Source organism: Paraburkholderia agricolaris, assembly GCF_009455635.1.
In the GTDB taxonomy this organism is placed as follows: domain Bacteria; phylum Pseudomonadota; class Gammaproteobacteria; order Burkholderiales; family Burkholderiaceae; genus Paraburkholderia; species Paraburkholderia agricolaris.
The window spans coordinates 1,108,884-1,128,615 of sequence record NZ_QPER01000002.1 but is presented as its reverse complement, the minus strand read 5'-3'; the positions used below and the strand labels follow the sequence as shown (position 1 = coordinate 1,128,615).

General features: G+C 60.7%; 17 protein-coding genes. 9 read left to right on the top strand and 8 right to left on the bottom strand.

The features are described 5' to 3' along the window. Positions 1-15: 15 nt before the first annotated feature. Both GH665_RS26460 and GH665_RS26455 read right to left on the bottom strand, forming a co-directional pair. Positions 16-1,263, bottom strand: coding sequence for a D-amino acid dehydrogenase (locus GH665_RS26460; protein WP_153142312.1), 1,248 nt, complete (start codon positions 1,261-1,263; stop codon positions 16-18). A 114-nt stretch (positions 1,264-1,377) separates the two neighbouring features. Continuing rightward, positions 1,378-2,253 (bottom strand): LysR family transcriptional regulator, encoded by an 876-nt coding sequence (locus GH665_RS26455; RefSeq protein ID WP_153140216.1) that lies wholly within the window; start codon positions 2,251-2,253, stop codon positions 1,378-1,380. Positions 2,254-2,486: 233 nt separating this feature from the next. Here GH665_RS26455 and GH665_RS26450 point away from each other — a divergent pair, with 233 nt between their 5' ends. After that, positions 2,487-3,344, top strand: a complete 858-nt coding sequence (locus tag GH665_RS26450) for a polysaccharide deacetylase family protein (RefSeq protein WP_153140215.1) — start codon at positions 2,487-2,489, stop codon at positions 3,342-3,344. 83 nt (positions 3,345-3,427) lie between these two features. On the opposite strand, the gene GH665_RS26445 is transcribed toward GH665_RS26450, so the two are convergent. Further along, entirely contained in the window at positions 3,428-4,837 is a 1,410-nt protein-coding gene (locus GH665_RS26445) for a DUF2252 domain-containing protein (RefSeq protein WP_153140214.1), read from the bottom strand. 70 nt (positions 4,838-4,907) lie between these two features. Continuing rightward, positions 4,908-5,921 (bottom strand): hypothetical protein, encoded by a 1,014-nt coding sequence (locus GH665_RS26440; RefSeq protein WP_246216374.1) that lies wholly within the window; start codon positions 5,919-5,921, stop codon positions 4,908-4,910. 441 nt (positions 5,922-6,362) lie between these two features. Between GH665_RS26440 and motA the strand changes: the two genes are divergently transcribed. From motA to GH665_RS26415, 5 genes are all read left to right on the top strand, one after another. Beyond that, entirely contained in the window at positions 6,363-7,232 is an 870-nt protein-coding gene (motA, locus tag GH665_RS26435) for a flagellar motor stator protein MotA (RefSeq protein ID WP_153140213.1), read from the top strand. A gap of 14 nt (positions 7,233-7,246) precedes the next feature. Continuing rightward, positions 7,247-8,236, top strand: a complete 990-nt coding sequence (gene motB, locus GH665_RS26430; RefSeq protein WP_153140212.1) for a flagellar motor protein MotB — start codon at positions 7,247-7,249, stop codon at positions 8,234-8,236. 103 nt (positions 8,237-8,339) lie between these two features. After that, on the top strand, positions 8,340-9,023 hold the full coding sequence (locus tag GH665_RS26425; RefSeq protein ID WP_153140211.1) for a Pr6Pr family membrane protein: 684 nt from the start codon (positions 8,340-8,342) through the stop codon (positions 9,021-9,023). Positions 9,024-9,511: 488 nt separating this feature from the next. Further along, entirely contained in the window at positions 9,512-11,872 is a 2,361-nt protein-coding gene (locus GH665_RS26420) for a DUF6531 domain-containing protein (RefSeq protein WP_167531010.1), read from the top strand. 9 nt (positions 11,873-11,881) lie between these two features. Continuing rightward, positions 11,882-12,127 (top strand): hypothetical protein, encoded by a 246-nt coding sequence (locus tag GH665_RS26415; protein WP_153140209.1) that lies wholly within the window; start codon positions 11,882-11,884, stop codon positions 12,125-12,127. A gap of 151 nt (positions 12,128-12,278) precedes the next feature. Here the strand turns inward: GH665_RS26415 and mctP are convergent, their stop codons facing one another. Further along, positions 12,279-13,760 (bottom strand): monocarboxylate uptake permease MctP, encoded by a 1,482-nt coding sequence (gene mctP / locus GH665_RS26410; protein ID WP_153140208.1) that lies wholly within the window; start codon positions 13,758-13,760, stop codon positions 12,279-12,281. Then, positions 13,757-13,954, bottom strand: a complete 198-nt coding sequence (locus GH665_RS26405; protein WP_028198313.1) for a DUF3311 domain-containing protein — start codon at positions 13,952-13,954, stop codon at positions 13,757-13,759. The genes mctP and GH665_RS26405 overlap by 4 nt, the downstream gene beginning before the upstream one ends. A 269-nt stretch (positions 13,955-14,223) precedes the next feature. Here GH665_RS26405 and GH665_RS26400 point away from each other — a divergent pair, with 269 nt between their 5' ends. From GH665_RS26400 to GH665_RS26390, 3 genes are all read left to right on the top strand, one after another. Continuing rightward, positions 14,224-15,633, top strand: coding sequence for a cache domain-containing protein (locus tag GH665_RS26400; RefSeq protein WP_153140207.1), 1,410 nt, complete (start codon positions 14,224-14,226; stop codon positions 15,631-15,633). A 2-nt stretch (positions 15,634-15,635) separates the two neighbouring features. After that, the gene (locus GH665_RS26395) at positions 15,636-16,283 is read left to right on the top strand and encodes a response regulator (RefSeq protein WP_153142310.1); all 648 of its coding nucleotides are present in this window, start codon (positions 15,636-15,638) and stop codon (positions 16,281-16,283) included. A 96-nt stretch (positions 16,284-16,379) separates the two neighbouring features. After that, entirely contained in the window at positions 16,380-16,922 is a 543-nt protein-coding gene (locus GH665_RS26390; RefSeq protein WP_153140206.1) for a hypothetical protein, read from the top strand. A gap of 3 nt (positions 16,923-16,925) precedes the next feature. On the opposite strand, the gene GH665_RS26385 is transcribed toward GH665_RS26390, so the two are convergent. Together GH665_RS26385 and GH665_RS26380 are read right to left on the bottom strand one after the other, a co-directional pair. Continuing rightward, positions 16,926-18,164, bottom strand: a complete 1,239-nt coding sequence (locus GH665_RS26385) for an HlyD/EmrA/EmrK family protein (protein WP_153140205.1) — start codon at positions 18,162-18,164, stop codon at positions 16,926-16,928. Then, a complete protein-coding gene (locus tag GH665_RS26380; RefSeq protein ID WP_153140204.1) occupies positions 18,165-19,709 on the bottom strand; it encodes an efflux transporter outer membrane subunit in 1,545 nt (514 codons plus the stop codon). Between the last annotated feature and the right edge of the window lie 23 nt (positions 19,710-19,732).

Below are 19,732 nucleotides of genomic sequence, written 5' to 3'. Positions count from 1 at the left end.
TATTGCGTGCGGCAGCTAGCGCTGCCACGAGTAGGCACCGAGATCGAGCGGCGGCGTGCGTCCCGCGATCGCATCCGCGATCACGCGCGCACTGCCGCAGGCCAGCGTGAAACCGAGCGCGCCGTGCCCGGTGTTGAGCCAGAGATTGCGATACGGCGTAGCGCCAAGCAGCGGTTTGCTGTCCGGGGTGGCGGGACGATGCCCGCACCAGGTCTCGGCAACCGCATAGTCGCCGGCATCCGGGAAAATTTCCTGGGCCTGGCGCCTGAGCAAGGCGAGGCGCCTTTCGCGTTGCGCGACGCTCATGCCGGCGATCTCCACCATGCCGGCAATCCGCAGGCGCTCGCCGAGCGGCGCATACACGACCTTGCGATGCAGATCGGTCACGCTGACGCGCGGCGCGTGGCCGGGCGTGCCGGGTAAGGTCAGGCTATAGCCGGTGAGCGGATACATCGGCAGCCGCACGCCGAGCGTGCGCAGCAAGGGCGCGCTGCCGTTGCCCAACGCCACCACGAATGCATCCGCACGGATTTCGCCGTGCGGCGTGCGCGCCGCCACGGCCTCAGCGGCTTCGATAATCATCGACTCGACCGGCGTCGCATAGTGAATCGCCACGCCATAGCGCGCTTGCAGCAAACCGGCGAGCGCCACGCCGAAGGTGTAGCAGTCGCCCGCTTCTTCTGACGGCGTATGAATACCACCGGCCAGCAACGGCTGCGCGCGTTCGAGCGCGGGCTCCAGCGCCACGCACGCGGCGGCATCGAGCGCGCGCTGGTCCGAACCCGCGGCCGCCAGATACGCCATCTTGCGGCGCGCCGCGTCGAACGCCTGAGCGTCGCGATACACGACGAGCTTGCCGTTGCGCACGTAATTGAAGTCAATGGCTTCGCGTTGCACCAGTTCGTGCAACGCGTCGCGGCTCAGGGCGCCCAACTGCAGCATTTCCATGGCCGTCTGCCGCGCGCGGCTGCCGCGGCACGCCAGCAAAAACGATAGACACCAGCGCCATTGCTGCACGTCGAGGCGCGGCACGAAGCGCAAGGCGGAATCGCGTTGCAGCAGCCACGCGGGCAAGTGCGGCAAGACCGATGGATCGGCCAGCGGCGCAACATAGCTGTAGCTCAGTTGGCCGCCGTTCGCGAAGCTCGTTTCGAGCGCCGCACCGTCGCGGCCTTCGAGAATTGTCACGTCATGGCCGTCGCGCGCCAGTTGATACGCGCTCGTCAATCCCACCACGCCTGCACCGAGTACACATACCCGCATTGCCATCCATACCTCAGGAGAATCGTTCGCCATGAGTGTGGCGCGACGAAATACGCACATCAAATGAGCAGATGCACGGCTCCATAACCCAAGGTTAAGACCTCGAACGGCGGCTTACGCGAAAGGCGCGCGCAATACGTCCAGAAATGCGTTGCCGGCTTGCGAGTCCATCCCGCCGTCGCGCCAGAGCGCGAATACGCCGACCGAGAGCGCGGGCGTCACCGGACGGATCGCAACAGGTTCCGCGCCGCCGCGTGCAGTCAGCTCGTCAAGCAGAACATAGCCAATGCCGCGCGCGGCCAGCGCGCGCGCCACATACCAGGTCTGTGCTTCGACCGCCGCCACGCGTTCGTCGAGCCCCTGTGCTTCCAGCGCATTGCCGATCAGCTCGCCGAGCGGATCGCTGTTGCCGATGCTGATCCAGTCGCGGGCGAGGAAGGCCGGCAGATCGATCGGCTGCTGTGCTTCGGGATCATCCGGCGGACCGACGCAAACGATCGCCGTGCGGCCCAGCTCGATCGCGGCGATGCCCGGTCGCGCCGGCGGATTCAACGCGACCGCGAGGTCGAGATCGCGCGTGAGCAACGCGTTGAGCAGTTCTTCCGTATGGCGCGTCTGGATTTTCAGCGACACGCGCGAATAGGTGCGGCGAAACACCTGCACCGCCGCCGGAATCAGACTTAAACCGAGGCTCGGCAAGCACCCAATGCGCAAATGGCCCTCCGGCTGCAGCGCCAGATTGCGCGCCAGATGGCGAATCCCGTCCAGATTGGCCTGCAGCTTCTGCGATTCCGAGAACAGCAGTTCCGCTTCGCGCGTCGGCTGCAGACGGCCATGCACACGGTTGAATAGCGCAAAACCGAGACTGCGCTCCGCATGCGCGAGCGCCTTGCTGACAGCAGGCTGGGAGACGCACAGCAGTTCCGCCGCTTTCGAGAGCGACCCCGTACGCATGATGGCGTGAAAAATTTCGATGTGACGCAAACGCATGGATGCATGACCGGTAAAACCGGCGAAGTAAGCGCAGAGGGACGGGCCACGTCGCCCGGCGTGAAATCATGGATATCGCGAAGCATAACGTCTTTCAACGTGCTTTCATGAGTTGTCTTTCCGGTGCGCCCCGGCGCCGATCGGCGCATCAATGGTATTGTTCGCCGTTGCGCGTCGTATGCGCAATTCAAGGCCTTCCCAGGATGGTGGAAGGAAGACAGGAAGCACGCTTTATGAACCAATTCTTCACACAGCCGCAAGGTGCTGAGGCCGCGCCGCAGCGCCGCTGGCCGCGCACCGGCTACCCCCCGATGCTCACGGCCACCACCGCCTGGCACGTATTGGTGCTGGCCGGATGCCTGCTGGTGCCCTCGGCGTGGCCGTGGTGGCTGGCCGCGATCTTCGCGAATCACGCTATTTTCACCGTGGCCGGCCTGTTGCCGCGCACCTCGCTGCTCGGCCCTAACTGGACGCACCTGCCGGTCGGCGCGCGCAACGCGGACGCGATCGCATTGACGATCGACGACGGTCCCGATCCCGTCGTCACCCCGCAAGTGCTCGATCTGCTCGACGCCTTCAAGGTGCGCGCCACCTTCTTCTGCATCGGCGAGAAAGCACAACGCCACCCGGAGATCGCACGCGACATCGTTGCACGCGGCCACGCGCTGGAAAACCATTCGCAGGTTCACCTGCACACGTTTTCGATCACGTTTCCAGCCTCACTCAGGCGCGAAATCGACGCGGCGCAACGCACCTTCGAAGCATTGAGCGGCGAGCGGCCCATGTTCTTCCGTGCCCCGGCGGGTTTGCGCAACATCTTTCTCGAACCCGTGCTGAGCAAGCTCGATTTGCGGCTCGCGGCGTGGACGCGGCGCGGTTACGACACGCGCGAGCGCGATCCGCAAGTCGTCGCGCACCGGCTGCTCGACGGCCTTGCCCCGCGCGACATTCTGCTGCTGCACGACGGCAATGCCGCGCTCACTATCGACGGCAAACCGCTGATACTCGCGGTCCTGCCGCGTGTGATCGATGAAGCCCGGCGGCGGCGCTTGCGTTTCGTTACGCTGCGTGAAGCACGTATCGACGACTGAACCGGCGCCCTTCCACACGGCTCGGCCGCTGGCCATGCGGCGAGCCGCGCAAACGCCCCTCACAGCCCTTTCACACGCCGCGGTTACACGCGGAAATCCGCCGCCATGTCTTCGTCCGTGCGCGCCTCGAGCTCGCCGCTGCGGCAGGCTTTCAGGAACACGTCGTAATCGCGTTCCACCTGGTCCGCGTAGCTGGCGGCGTAGCCGGTGAGGGATTCCGCAAACTGATCGCCACGGCCGATGTACGCGCTGACTTCGATTGCCTGGCCACTCGCCTTGGCATGCGCACGCGCCATGATCCAGCCGCACAGTTTCGCGTAGCCTTCAAGGAGGTCCGTGTCGAACAGCTCGATGTTCGCCGACAACTTCATGTCGCGCAGTTGCCGGAAGTAGAAGTGGCGCCCTGACGGCCCGCTCGCCCAGCCGAGAAAGATATCGCTCGCTGCCTGCAGCATGCGCTGCCCGCGAACCACCCGCTCGCCCTCGTGCTTGAGCGAGGGCGCCTTGTAGTACTGCGCGATCACCGACGGCCGTGCTTCCTTGATCTGGATGAACAACGGCTTGCCCATGTGATCGACGTTCAGCAGTACAAGACAACGCGTGCCCACGCTGCCCACGCCTACTACCTTGAACACCAGGTCCTGTGCCGTGAAATGGCTGAGCAACTCCCGCCGATCGTGCGACAAGGTTTTCAGGTACTCGCTCCACGTCCGCTCGATCAACTTGTTCCAGTTAGCGGTCATGAACCAGTCGTCGTCGGCAGAAAACAGCGTATTGACGCCATGCACATGAAAGAGTCCAGGCGGCGCGTCGCGAATCGACCAGCGATTGCCATCGAACTCCGCCATTTTCTCCAGCAGGCTTTCGTGGGTACGGCCCGCCGCCTTCTCCATGCCACGGCGCACGACGCGGCGACGCTCGGGTGTCAACGCTGTCTCGGCCATCAGATCGAAGGTGATACGGTCGTACCAGAGTTCGAGCGCGCCGCATTGCGCGTATTGCGCCATACGGTCGCGATATTCGGTGGCGGCGGTCATCACCAGATGCTCGGCCGTGCCGCGGCTCAAACGCATATGACGCGCGGCCACCACGAGGCTCGCGGTCAGGCGTTTCAAGTCCCATTCGAACGGGCCCGTTGCGACTTCGTCGAAATCGTTCAGGTCGAATACGAGTTGACGCTCCGGCGTCGCGAAGCCGCCGAAATTCATCAGATGGCCGTCGCCGCATATCGGCATGGAGAGACCTGTGTCGGGCACCCGGCTCAGATCGTGAGCCTGAATGATCGCGGTGCCGCGAAAGAACGTGAATGGCGACACCGACATGCGCCCGTAGCGCAAGGGCACGAGCTTTTCGACCCGCCCTTCACTGCTTTGCTTTAGCAACTCAATCGGGTTGCGATGCAATTCGCCTACCGTACGATGGCTCGACCGCTTCGAGTGCTCGCGGGCGGCGCGGCCACGGGCTTCCCGTTCGGCGATGGTGCTGGCTCTCATGCTGTTCTCCGGTTTTTGTGTGAATCTACTATCGTTTCCAGAAGACTGCTTCTGCTGGCACGGCGAGCTATCACCAACGGTAGCCCACACCGCCGAAAATCACGTCCGAATCGCGATCATAGCGTGTCACGATCCGATTCCACGCGATCCGCGCTTCCCAATGGTCGGTCAGACGATACGCGCCGGCGATCGTGACGAGCCCGGAGAACTTCCCTGCGCCCGGTCCCGGCGACTCGCTATTTTCGTTTTCGTTAATCGCGTAGTAAGCGCCGAGTCCGAGTCCCAGCGTTACCTTGTCGTTGAGGAAGGCACGCGTCGCCCAGAGCTGGCTGGTCACGCCGTCGCGGCGGGCCACCTTGCTACTGCCTTCGTGAAGATAACCGAGCGTCACATCGAGGTATTTTGCAAGACCGCGACGGTACTCGATCGCACCGCCCAGCGCGCTCGGCGAGCTGGTTGAATTGACGATGGTCTTGCCGAGGTACAGCGCGACTTCGTTGTCAGTGACCTTGTGCGTGCTGCCGCTTGCCCAGTCGCGCGGACCGGGCGTGCCGGGAGCATCGAGCTGATAGCCGACGCCGAACATCAGGCTAGTCGCATCCGGCCCGCGTTGCACATGCACACGATTCAACTGCAGTTGCGTGATCCACCGGCTCGATGCGTAGTACGCCGCGCGCACGCTATACACGACACCCCAGCCGTGCGTGTCCGAATAGCTTCCGCCCTGCACGGCGGTGGTGGTGTCGAAGTAACGGTATGGCCCGATGCCTGCCTGCAGGACGAACTGCGGACTTCCCACGGGAATGCGGCCCCATAGCTGGATCATCTGGCCGTCCCTGTGATGGTCCGGAATGTGTCCTTCATTGAGCCACGTGAAACTCGCGGCAAAGTATTGCCCGAGCCCTTCCTGATAATTGAATGCCCAGGTGTAGGTGTTTGTGCTGCCCGCGCGAGAGCCACCCCCGAATAGGGAAAACTCCTGGGCGTGACCTGCGGTGGATACGAACAGGAGTCCAAAACCGGTAACGCAGGAAGCCGCCTGGATTGCCAGCCTGCGGCTCACAGCAAAGTTCAGATTCCGCATGCGCATTGCATCTCCGGATGAGTCGCTGTGACTGCCGGGATTCATGGCCCGGCAAAAAAGCCGAATAGCGGCAATGAGCGCCGGAACCGGCTGTCATTACAAATTGATTGCCATGCTAGCAGACCATTCGGTAAAAATGCCACTCCATGCTTTTTGAGTAATCCGGTTATGCATCTAACTCCTCAATCGTCCAGTCTGCAAATGCCGAAAATTGGTTGCGACCGCAACGGCCCTTCACAACATGGCGGACAAAATTACCGGAAATCGAACCGATGATTAACTATTTGGTGAATATTTTATTTTTCACGGATCCACACACTTCAGACATCGCGAATCCGGCCGTTTACCGGTACATACAGAATATTAGCGGCGCACCCGAAAAGTCCCTTTAAATAGGGCCTGTTCTAACGAACGTGCGTTGCGCAAGATAACGGAGAGAGCATGTTTGTCGCAATTGGCTGGGTAGTGGTAATCGCTTCTGTAATCGGTAGTTTTGTCGGTGTAGGCGGGCATCTTCCCGCGCTCATTCAACCATTCGAACTGCTATGCATTTTTGGCGCCGCGATCGGCGCGTTCGTTGTAAGCAATCCGACCTCCACGCTGAAGAAAACGATCAAGGCGATTCCTTCGTGCTTTAAGAGCGGCGGATATACGAAGGAAAAATATCTCGAGCTGATCGCGTTACTCTACGAGTTGCTTCAGAAGGCGCGCAAGGAAGGCATGATGGCGCTCGAAGCCGACGTCGCCGCGCCGGAAGAAAGTGTGCTGTTCCAGAAGTATTCGCACGTATTGAAGGACCATCATCTGCTCGACTTCATCGTCGACTATTTACGCATGATGTCCGGCGGCAACGTGAACGTGCTTGAAGTGCAGGACCTGATGGACGAAGAACTGGCCACGCATCATGCCGAAGCGTCGGTCGCGGCCAATGCGATTCAGAAGATGGCCGACGGCTTACCTGCATTCGGCATTGTCGCCGCGGTGATGGGCGTGGTCCACACGATGGGCTCGGTCGGCGCGCCGCCCGCCGTGCTCGGCGAGATGATCGCCGGCGCGCTGGTCGGCACCTTCCTCGGCATTCTGCTCGCCTATGGTTTTATCGGACCGGTCGCCGATCTGCTCAATGCCAAGGGTCGCGCCGAAGCCAAACCTTATCAATGCGTGAAGGCAGTATTGCTCGCAGCGCTCTCCGGCTATGCACCGCCGATCGCCGTCGAATTCGGCCGCAAGGTGCTGTTCACCGCCGACCGCCCGAGCTTCCAGGAACTCGACGACGCCGTGCGCGCCACCAAGATGCCGAAATCGGCCTGACGTGGAGCGGCATCATGAGTGAAAGAAGATCGCGCGCGTCCCAGCAGGAAGAGACCAGCGCTCCGGTGATCGTACGCCGCTCGAAGAAGGGTGGCGATCATGGCGCCCATCACGGCGGCGCATGGAAAATCGCCTACGCCGACTTCGTCACCGCGATGATGGCGTTCTTCCTGCTGATGTGGCTGCTCGGTTCGACGTCCAAGTACGACAAGCAAGGCATCGAAGACTATTTCAACACCCCGCTGTCGAGCCTGCTCGGCGGCAACGAAGGCACGGCAGCGGCACGTCCGAACGTCATCCAGGGCGGCGGGCGCGACATCACCGACACCCGTCCCGGCGACGGCAAGAAAACCCAGACCGAACCCACACCACCGGCGAAGGTCCCACCGATCGTGGCCCCCGCCGACGCGGCACGGCTTCAGCAATTGAAAGAGAAGCTCACCGCCTTGATCGAACAGAGCCCGGCGTTGAGGGCATTCAAGGATCAGATCCGCATTTCGATCACGAACGAAGGTCTGCGCATCGAGATTGTCGATTCACAGAATCGTCCGATGTTTCCGTCCGGCAGTTCAAAGTTGCAGCCTTATGCCGTGACGATCCTGACGCAAATCGGCGCCGCGCTCAACGACGTGGAGAACCGCATTTCGATAGCCGGCCACACCGACGCAGTGCCGTACACGGCCGGCCCGGAGGGCTATTCAAACTGGGAGCTTTCGTCTGAGCGGGCCAACGCCGCACGCCGTGCGTTGGTAGCGGGCGGCATGCACGGCGAGAAGCTGCTGCAGGTGCGCGGGCTCGCCGATGTATTGCCGCTAAACAGCAACGTCGCCGACGAGCCGACCAATCGGCGGATCAGCATCCTTGTACTGAACAAGGCCGCGGAACTCGCGTTCTTCCACGACGGCGGCCGCACGACGATTGACGAAACGTCGCCCGCAAGTTCGGCTATACCCGAAGTAGTGAGCCGTTTGCAGCCGGTCAGCGTTTCACGTAGCACGCCATAGAATTTTTATTGGGCAGAGGTTGGGTGCGGATCGGCCTCGACTTCGGCTCGTGCGCTTTTCGCGCTTGCTGCAAAGCGCATGAGGTGTGTATAGAATCGTTCGCATGCGCCCTGCCCCAGATCATCACCATGAGCCCGAGCTTCCGCTCCACACGCCCAGCGTCTCGTCTGTGACGCTGGCGGCGATCATTGCCGTGATCGCGTGGATTTCGATCGTTGCGCAAGCCGACCTGACGATCGACCGCACGCTAGCCCGCGGGCTCGGCGTGCTTGATGGGGTTGCGCGGATGAGCAGTTACCTCACCAATCTAACGGTATTAGCGTGCGCGGTCTGCTTTACCTGCGTAGCGTTACGAAGGCGCAGCCTGGCGATCATACGTTTTTTTCGGCAGCCAACCGTCGTGACCGCGGTCGTTGTCTACATGGCATTTGTGGGGATTGCCTACAACCTGCTTCTACGCGGAATGTGGTCGCCGAGGGCGTACAGGCTGCTGCTCAACGAATCGATGCACAGCGTTTTACCGATGCTGACGGTGCTTTACTGGGTGTTATTCGTACCGCGATTTCATTTACGGTTACGGCATTGCCTGCTGTGGCTGATCTATCCCGTCGCGTACCTCGCCATCACTTTCTGGCGCGGGAGTTTGTCAGACTTTTATCCCTATCCTTTCATCAACGTCGACGTGCTCGGCGTCAGACACGTCGTCGTCAATTCCGCCCTACTGTTTGGGGGATTTCTGATGTTGATGGCCGTGTTCGTGGGGATCAACTTTAGGCGTAGACGCTGATCGCTCACCGTCTGGCTCTTCTAGTGTTCCCCTGATTATATTTTCTCGCGGCTGTTAAAGATCGCGATTCGAAGCTCCCTTACGAAGTGTCCACTCTGAACGACGGCTTACGCTACCGCCGCGTCCCCCACTCCTTGCCCACGGCTTCGCACGTGAAACGGCGTTAGCGTCGTTCGAAATAACGTCGATGGCTGTTGCTCCTGCCTCAATCTGTCAATCGTTGGTCGTGTCATGGTCAACGATGATCGCACGGCATGCTCGCCTTCGTCATGCATGGTCACTTTTAACAGTGCTCCCCTAGGTGAGGTCAGAATCGGGCGGCAATGACGCGGAATTGCGCGCCAATGCAATGCCGAACATTCCGATCTACCAAAGAGACATCCAATTTTGGGAGTTGTCCTATTTTATTGACAGCCTCTACCTGGTGCAGTGTCGAGCGCATTACGAATTGCCAACGATGCATTGCAAAAGGGATATCTATGAGGCAAATGAAAACGCCCAACGGGCTGCGGGCCAATATCGTGCGCCTTTTGGCTGCGCTAGCGCTGTCATCAACCGCCATCAGCGCTCATGCTGAAAGCTGCTGGGATCTTTATCCAAAGTCGGGGGCGACGCCGGGCACTTCTTCGTGCCGACTTGACGTAGCAAGCAATACGCCGGGTGGCATGGGCAGCTACGGATGCCGCAACGACATGGCACTGATTGACGAATGGTGTTCCACGCCTGACGATCCCGACGATTCATGTCCGGTTGCCGATCCCGTGTATCCGGCCAACGGCAAAGTAACCCTGATTGAAAGTGACTTCCGCAGTGGCGACGCAGTGCCGCTGACTTTTACGCGAAGCTATCTTTCTTCCCCCTTCGTCAAATCTGCGACGGCGATGGGGCCGATGTGGCTAAATAACTGGCAGCGTCAACTTGACGTTACCGGAGCGAGCGGTAGCTCCCCGAAGATCGTCGCGTATCGTGCAAGTGGGCAGCCACTGACTTTCCAATTGACGAGCGGACAGTGGAAGACTTCCGCGTTTAGCGGGTTAGCGCTCGCGCAGTCGGGCAGCGGTTGGACGTTAACGGACCTGACAAGCAATACCGTCGAAACCTATTCCAGGCAAGGCGTGTTGCAGGCTGAGGCGACCCATACGGGCTTTACACGCACGCTCGTTTACGACGGCACGGGAAGACTCACGGCGATCAATCAGCGCGCTGCCGGTGCAATGCCAAAGTACGACCTTCTCACAATCAAGCTTGACTACGATACGCAAGGTCGCATCTACCGTATGACCGACCCAAGTGGCGGCCTTACACAGTATGGGTATGACGCGAATAGCAATCTGATATCCGTGACATGGCCCGACGGCTATGTTCGCCGGTATGTCTACGACGATTTACGCTTCAAGAATGCGCTTACCGGTGTCATTGACGAGAACGGCTCACGTATCGCAACTTGGACTTACGACGACCGGGGCCGCGCGACCGCCGTCAGTCACCCGGATACGACGCAGAACGTTCAGTTTGCTTACAGTAGAAACTCGACCACCATGTCTTGGGGTAACGAATCCGGGACGATGAACTACGCGTCTATCGCCGGGATGTTGCGGTTGACAGGTAGCACTGCTGCCGACGGCAACGAGAGCCGAAGTTTGGACGCGAACGGCAACCTGCTACAAAAAACAGCACCTGACGGAACCGCTGCCTATTCATACGATGCGACGGGTCGGCCGGTGCGCGCGGCTGTAACCAGTGCTAACGGGACCGTCATAACGAACGTGAGATATGCGGATGCTACGAGCTTGCGGCCATTGCTAGTGGCATCGCCTGGAAAAATGCGGGCGTTCGTGTATGACCAGAGTGGGAACGTTACGGGATACAGCGAGTTCGACACGACCGACTCGACCGGAGAAAATGGTTTCGACGCGATCAGCACGGGAACCAAGCTGACGATTGGTGCGATCTACGACGCGAATAATCGCATGTCGGAAGCGACGGTTTACCTCAATGGGATAAAAACAGAATACTGGTGGTACTTTCCAGACGAAACGGGCAATCTGATGAGTGCCCAGGAGCATATTTCCCACTTCCTCATCAGCGAAATTGAACGCGATGCGTCTAACCGACTAACCGTCGTTAGCGGCAACTACCGGGAAGGACGCTTCACATACGACAAACGTGGGCGCGTTATCCGGTTCGTGTACAAGGAGGACACAATCCCTCTGACGGCCGGGGTAAAACGTATCCTGACAGTGGACTACACCTACACGCCTGACGGACGTGTATCGAGCCGCACCGGGACGGTTGCGAAAAACAACGAAGCCGCACAAACTATTTCCAACGATGAGATAGATCAGTGGATTAGCAACTACGAGGGTGGCGTTGAGCCGGTTGGGCCGCCTGCAAAACTATCAGGTGCGCGCAGTGCGCTGAAGGCAAGCAGCACGACGGCAATCAACCCGGTATGCCCTGAATGTTACGTTTTCACGCGGGCGAAGTTCGCCTGGAAACTTTTCTATCGCGACTTCACTGTCACCCCGACGGGTCAACCCGTTCGAGGCGATGTACCGGAACTGCAAATAGCGGCGCAAGAACAGGTTCCGTTCCCTATCCTGATACCGGAGCAGAACGCGCAATCGAAACGTGCGGTGCTATATGCTCAGCTGTTCTCAGACGGCGGTGACCCTGATTCGGGCTTCGTCAAATGCAGTTATGGTCGGCCTGCGTCAAAGCGCTGTCGAGACGTGCGTGAAAAGTGTATTGACAAATGCACGATGCAATATCTTCCGACCCCCGCAATGAATGACGGCAGGAACTATCATCTTTGCATCACTCAATGCCTGGCCGATAACGGCTGTTAGGAAAACACTATGGATAAAGAAACTGCGAAGGATATCGACAAGACCTTGCGTGATGCATTTCGGTCTGTTGAAGACGCAATCAGGCTCGTTCAAGCTCGTTGCTCGGTGGAGGAGTTCGAATTTTTCCGCACAGAAGCTGGAAGGGTGGCGGGTGGCATAACGCTACTTTTGTTACCGCTATGGGAAGACTACCCCGACATTGCCCCCGAAGGTGTGGTCGTCAGTCCACCAAAGAGGGGAAAAAGTAAGCGGTAAAAACGAAAAAAGGCGCGAGCAATCGTGCCTTTTTTATTGTTGCGCCGTTACCGGCCCCAATGTTGCGCGGGCAGTCGTTGCGTGGCTGCGCTGATTTGGTCAGTGAAGACCAGCGCCGCAGGTAGCCCACGGCGCCAGCCGAACAACCACCTCAAACCGCCGCCACAACCCTCCGCGGCGACAAAACCGACACCACAAAACTCACCACAATATTAGCCGCCAGGGCGATCAATCCGATATAAAGCGGATAGGTAGCACCACCGACATGCAAGGCAAACACCGGCTTAAGTCCTTGCGAAATAGCCAACCCAGTCCCCAGCACGATCCCCACCAGCCACCCAAGAAACAACCCTGGCGTATTCAACCGCCGCGTATACAGCGAAAACACAATAGCCGGGAAAATCTGCAGAATCCACACCCCACCCAGCAGTTGCAGATCAATCGCATACTGCGTCGGCAGAAACACGATAAACAGCAGCGCGCCAAACTTCACGACCAGCGAAACGATCTTCGCGGTCGATGCTTCAGCCTCAGGCGTGATATTCGGCGAGACGAGAGGACGCCACAAATTCCGCGTGAACAGATTGGCCGCGCCAATCGACATGATCGCGGCAGGCACCAACGCGCTAATCGCAATGGCCGCGGCCGCAAAGCCGACAAACCACGAAGGAAACAGCGTGTTAAACAGCGCCGGCACCATGTCGGACGCCGACTTCACATGCACGCCGGCAGCAATCGCCATATAACCGAGCAACGCGATCAAGCCCAGCAATAGCGTATACGCGGGCAGGAAAATCGCATTCTTGCGCACCGTGTTAGCCGACGCGGACGACAACACCGCCGTCATCGTATGCGGATACATGAACGCCGCCAGCGCCGAGCCTAACGCAAGCGATGCATAAGCAGTGAACTGCGTCGGCTTCAGAATGATTCCGGTTGCGCCGCCCTTGGCCTTGAAATACGTATCGGCCGCGTCGAACACATGCGCATAGCCACCAAGCTTCGCCGGAATCAGCCAGACTGCCGCGATCACGACGATATAGATCATGATGTCCTTGACGAAGGCAATCATCGCCGGCGCCCGCAAACCGCTTGCATACGTGTACAGCGCCAGAATCACGAAAGCGACGATCAGCGGCATCTCGCCGGTCACGCCAAGCCCCTTGATCACCACCTGCATGCCCACCAGCTGAAGCGCGATATACGGCATGGTCGCGACAATACCGGTGACCGCCACCGCGGCCGGGAACCACTTGCCGCCGTATTCGCCCTGCACGTAGTCCGCTGCCGTGATGTGGTTCTTCGCATGCGCGATCTTCCACAGCTTGGGCATCACCGCGAACACGAACGGATAGACAATGATGGTGTACGGCAACGCAAAGAAACCATACGCGCCCACCGAATACACCAGCGCAGGCACCGCAATCACGGTGTAAGCGGTATAGAAATCGCCGCCCACGAGGAACCACGAAATCACCGTGCCGAACTGGCGGCCACCCAGGCCCCACTCGTGCAATTGCGTCAGGTCGCCCCGCTTCCAGCGCGCGGCAAAAAAACCGATCACGGTGACAAGAACAAAGAACGCGATAAAGACGGTCATCGCAACCGGGTTCACAGGATTGACATCGCTCATTTGACACCTCGGTACACGACGTAAATCAGCAGCGAGGTCAACGGAACCCACAAGAACTGATACCAGTAGAAGAACGGAAAGCCGGCGAATGAGGGCCGTGTGTCGTTATAGAACGGCAACCACAGCAACGCGATGTACGGGATCAGCAGGACGATCCATAGCCATGAACGGCCGGAAGATTGGGAGGTCTCCACGAACTTCTCCTAAGTCTATTATTGAAACCGCGCGCCTCGACTTTTGGCCGGGCACGCGGAAAACCGGTTACCTGATATTAGACGGCAAAACCGGTGTTTGCTTTTTGCTCGGCACCAGGCTGCCACCGCCAGGTGCACCGCAACAACGCGCCAGAAGGCGCGGCACGCCGCGGGGATGTAGTATTCGCCTTCGTGGGCGCTGTCACAAGCGCGCAACTACGTAAGCCAGCTACGTAATACTACGTAGCCCGTCGGCCGTTCTCTCTACGATGAAACTCAAAGCAAAGATTGTCCTGCTGGCGATCGTGCCCTTTCTGGCGGCCATCGCCAGCATTGAAATCGGCGTGCGCCGGGAAGCCACGGCGCTCGCCGAAACGCAGCACGCGACCACTCAGGCCGCCTACATGGCCAGCAAGGAAATCGAGCTCAAACACTATGTCGAGCTCGCGACCACGGCGATCGCCCCGCTCTACGACGCGGGCCGCGACAACGCACGCGACGATGCGATGCTGCGTACCCGTGCGCTCGACATTCTCGGGAAAATGGACTTCGGCAAGGACGGCTACTTCTTCGTCTACGACATGCACGGCCGTACGCTGATGCATCCGCGCGAACCCGATCTCGTTGGCCGCGACCTCTGGGCGCTGCGCGATCCGAACGGCGCGCTGACGATCCAGCAACTGCTCGCCGCGGCCTCGCGCGGCGGCGGTTATGTGCGTTACGTCTGGCATCGGCCATCGACGGGCAAACTGGCGTCGAAACTGGGCTACGTGGTGCCGCTCGAACGCTGGGGCTGGATGATCGGCACCGGCATCTATCTCGACGATGTCGATGCCACACTCGCGCATATCGACGAAGGCGCAGCGGCCAACATCGATCGCACGATGCAGTGGATCGACGGTATCGCGGTGGCCGGACTCTTCGTGATCGCCTTGTGTGCGCTGGTGCTCAACGTCACCGAATACCGCAGCGCCGACGCAAAACTCAAGCGGCTCGCGCAGCAGGTGGTCGACTCACAGGAAAACGAACGAGCGCGTCTGTCACGTGAGTTGCACGACGGCATCAGCCAGATGATGGTCTCCGTGAAGCTGCTGCTCGAATCGGCATTGACGCGCTTCGAACGCAGTGACGCGCGCGTGCCCGCAGCAGAAGCCGCGCTATCGACGAGCATTGCGCGGATCGGCGACACCTTGCGTGAAGTGCGCCGCATCTCTCACGCACTGCGTCCGTCCATGCTCGACGACCTCGGCGTAGCGGCTGCCCTGGAACAGCTCACCCGCGAGTTGAGCGACCAGTCCGGCATCCAGATCGGCTTCACGCAGATTGCCCATACCCATGCCGCGTCTTTGCCGGAAGCGGTGAATACCGTGCTGTTCCGTATCGCCCAGGAAGCGTTGACGAATATCGTGCGGCATGCCCACGCCTCCAGTGCGGCGCTGTCGCTGGAGGTATCGAGCGATGCCGTCACGCTAACCATCGCGGACAACGGCTGCGGTTTCGACGTCGCGCACGCGCTCGTCAATCCACACGCGGGGGTGGGTCTGCGCAATATGCGCGAGCGGCTGGACACGCTGGGCGGCAAGCTGTCACTCAGCTCGCAGCCCGGTCATACGATCGTGACCGCGCGTGTGCCAGTGGTAGCGTCCACGCCTCAATCGCCGGCCTTGCAGGAAATCTGATGATGAACGACATGTCCCTCGCCATCGCACGTTTGATTCTGATCGACGACCACCCGCTGGTTCGCGACGGCTTGCGCGCGCGGCTCGAAGCCGTACGCAACATCGAGATCGTCGGCGAAGCCGGCAATGCGCAGGAAGCGCTCGCGCTCGCCGACAGTCAGGAACCGCATCTGGTGCTGATGGACGTCGGCATGAACGGGATGAACGGTATCGCGCTGGCCGGCCTGTTTCATGAACGCTTCCCGGCAATTCGCGTGTTGATGCTGTCCATGCACGACAACCTCGAGTACGTGACCCAGGCGGTACGCGCGGGGGCCAGCGGCTACGTACTCAAAGACTCACCCGCCACCGAAATCATTCAGGCAATCGGCGCGGTGCTGGAAGGCAAGACGTTTTTCAGCGCAGGGCTGGGCGCACGATTAATTCAGGCCTCGGCGACGCAATCGCCGATTGAACGGCTCACGCCGCGCGAGCGCGATATTCTCGACGCGCTCGCGGAAGGCCTCTCGAGCAAGCAGATCGCGCAACGCAACGATTTGTCCGTGCGCACGGTAGAAACGCATCGGCTGAATCTGAAACGCAAGCTCGATATCGAAGGTCAGGCTGAGTTGATCAAGTTCGCTGTCGAGAATCGTCGTAAGAATCGTTGAGCATCCGAACAGCCGCTGCATAATCTCGTCCAGGTAGCCGGGAATCAAGGCCGTCGATCCGTCTGCCCCACGCTCAACACTCCGGAGCCGAAGACGATGGAACGCCTGATTAGACAGTACCTGGCAAGTTTTCTGGTCTGCATGGCCGCGACGCACGCCTATGGCGAGGCGCAACGCGTCAATCGCGGGCACGACCCGTTCTTTCAGATATCCCAAGCGGTCAGTGACTGCCCGGTACCGCTGGGCCCGCTCGAGACCGAACAGGAATGGCTCGACGACAGCCATTACCGGATCGAGCGCGGCAATAGCTGCTGGGTGGAAGGTCGGTGCCGTCTGTCGAACGCGTACCTGTACGACGCGGAAATCGCCGAGGCCGTACAGCGGCGGCTCGCCAATATCAACTACGCCAACCACTGGCGCGAACAGTCGACGCTGTGGCTCACGCTGCAACGCCGCTTCATCTACGTTCAAGGTTGCGTCGCACCAGGCTTCGATAAACAGGCGTTCCTCACGGAACTCGCGAAAACCGCGGACGTCGATCGCGTGATCGACGACACCACAAGCAATCCGCACGCAGCAGCCCTTCCCTATAGAACGCTTGCTGAGCCGGACAAACCGGTGATCGATCCCGGCAACTAGCCGCTATTGCGCAGCGCCACCCCGGTCGCTGTTATCCCGGATGATCTGCGCGATCAACGTGTCGGCATCGCGCGAAACGTTATCGTGGACGCGGGTACTCAACGTGGCCGCCGGCGTATCGTTGCCGATCAGATGACCACTTCGCACGTGCGTATCCACCGACACCTGCATCGAGAGACCGAGTCGCAACGGATGCGCAGCGAGTTCGGCCGGATCGAGCGAAATCACGATCGGCACGCGCTGCACGACCTTGATCCAGTTGCCGGCCGCGTTCTGCGAAGGCAGCATCGAGAACGCGCTACCCGTGCCCGCCGAGAAGCCTTCCACGTGCCCGTGATACACCACCTGCGAGCCATACACGTCCGACACGATGCGCACGGGCTGCCCCACCCGCATGCTGCGGATCTGGCCTTCCTTGAAGTTCGCTTCGACCCATAGACGCTCGAGCGGGATGATCGACATCAGGGCGAGTCCTGGCCCGACCTGCTGGCCGATCTGCACCGAGCGCTGCCCGACCGTGCCGTCGACGGGAGAAACCACGGTGGTGCGCTGCAGGTTCCGATAAGCAAGCCGCAATTGCGCGGCGGCTTGCAGAACCGGCGGACTGGCTTCGACCGGAAATTTTCCGCCGAGCGCGCGGGCAGCATCGAGTTGGACCTGTGCCGAAGCGAGATTCGCTTGAGCAACCGCCACCGCCTCACGAGCACGCGCCAGTTCTTCCGGCGACACTACCTCGACCGACGCATGATCGCGCGCCGCCAGCGCACGTTGCGCCAACGCCAGTTCGGCGCGGCGCGCATCGATCGATTGCACGTAGAGCTTGCGCGAGATCGTCGCGTTTGCTACCTGGCGCACGGCGAGTGTAAGTTGCGCTTTGGCCTGCGCGAACGCGGCGGCCGCTTCGGCGTCGTCGAGCTTGACGAGCGGCTGGCCCGCACGAACCTGACGCGTGTTGTCCACGAGAATATCGGTGACCGTGCCGGGTATCTGCGCGGCGATCTGCACGATGTTGCCCGCCACGTAGGCGTCGTCGGTCTCCTCAAAGAAGCGCGCGCTCAACCCCCAATACGTTAGCCACGCCAGACCGGCGAGCGCCACCACACCGAAGAAAACGGCAAACCGGCGCCGCCGCGCAGTCCGTTTCGAATCGTGCGCGTCGCCCGATATGCCTCCCCCGTCTGCCGGGTTTGCCTGCTGCTGGGTCCAGCCGGCGGCATGCTGTGCCTGTTTATCGTTGTGCATTCAATCGAAGTGCGTATCCGTGATGCGTGCGTGAGAGGGAAAGGTCGGCTGATAGTGCGAGATCGGCGCGCCGGCCACCTTGCGTACGTCAAAGCCGCCACCGAGCGCGCCCACCAGCGCGACCTGCAGCAGTCTGCGGCGGCCCTGCAAATCGACTTGCTGGGCGCGTTCGTCGAGTAAGGACAGGTCCGCCAGCGTCACGTCCTTCTGCATGCCGATACCCCGACGATGCCGCTCCTCTGCAATCGCAACGATCTTTGCGGCTGCGTCGACCGCGCGCGTCTGCTCAGTGGTGAGCGTATCGACCGTACGCAACGAAGTCAGTTGACGCGCAACGTCGCCGAGCGCCTCGTCGATCGTCTTGTTGTAAAGAGCGATCGCGGCGTCGACGTTGGCGTAATCGCCGCCGAGTTGGGCACGCAGCCGGGTTCGATCGAAAATCGGCAAGGAGATCGCCGGTCCCACCGAACCAGTCAGCGCCGCGCGCGAGAAAAGCGCGGCGGGCGTCAATGCCGTGAGCCCGGCAAAGGCCACCAGATTCACGTCGGGATAAAACTGCGCCCGCGTGGCGTCGATATTCGCGAGAGCGGCTTCGGCCCGCAAACGCGCCGCCACGATATCGGGCCGGCGGCCCAGCAGGTCTACCGGCAATTGCGCGGGCATTGGCGCGTCGGCCGCCGCTGCCAGTTGCGGACGATGCAGCGACAAACCGCGCTCCGCGCCGCGCCCCGTCAGCACGCCGATCTGCAACTCGGTCAGTTTGATGCGTTCGTCGTTGAGTGCCTGCTGCGAAGCGAGCCGGCTTCGTTTCAGTGCGGCGTCGGCCGAGTCGTAAGCGTTATCGATGCCGCGCGCACCCCGCTCGCGCAACACCGCATCGACGCTATCCGCGGCCTGCTGCTTTTGCAGCAGAATGTCCTGCATGGCATATCCGCGGTCGAGCTCGCAATAGAGCGTCACGAGCGCAACCGTCAACGTGAGCCGTGCCTGCTCCGCATCGACGCGCGCCGCATCGCGCGTGGACAGCAGGCTGCCGGTCAGCGCGGCATTCTTGCCCCACAGGTCGAGCTGGTAGCTCAAACCGGCGAACAACGCCGCCGGCGAGACCACCGGATCGTTGAACAACTGCACCGGAATCTGCCGACCGCCAACGGACACATTGGCCACGTCGTCCGGTTGCGGCAAGCGGGCCTTGCTTACCGTCGCGCCCGCCGTGCCCGTAAGACCGGTGAGCGAAGCAAACTGTTCGAGTTGGGCCTGCGCGGTGCCCACCCTCGCCTTGGCGATCTGCAGGTCGGGACTATTCTGCAACGCCTCAGCAACCAGTTCATCCAGTTGCGGATCGCGGTAGCGTTTGACCCAATCGGGCGCGGGCCATGTGCCGTTCGCGTTCGGCCCGATACTCTGGACAAGCGCATCGGCGGACGGTTTAAGCGGTGTAACGCTAGTATGCAGACCAGCATCGCTCACACACCCTGTCAGCGCCGCTGCAATGAGCAGAAGCGGTAAAAACAGTGGCGAGGAGCGCGGCAAAAGCAATTGCATAGACTGTCTCACGAGTGCCAGGT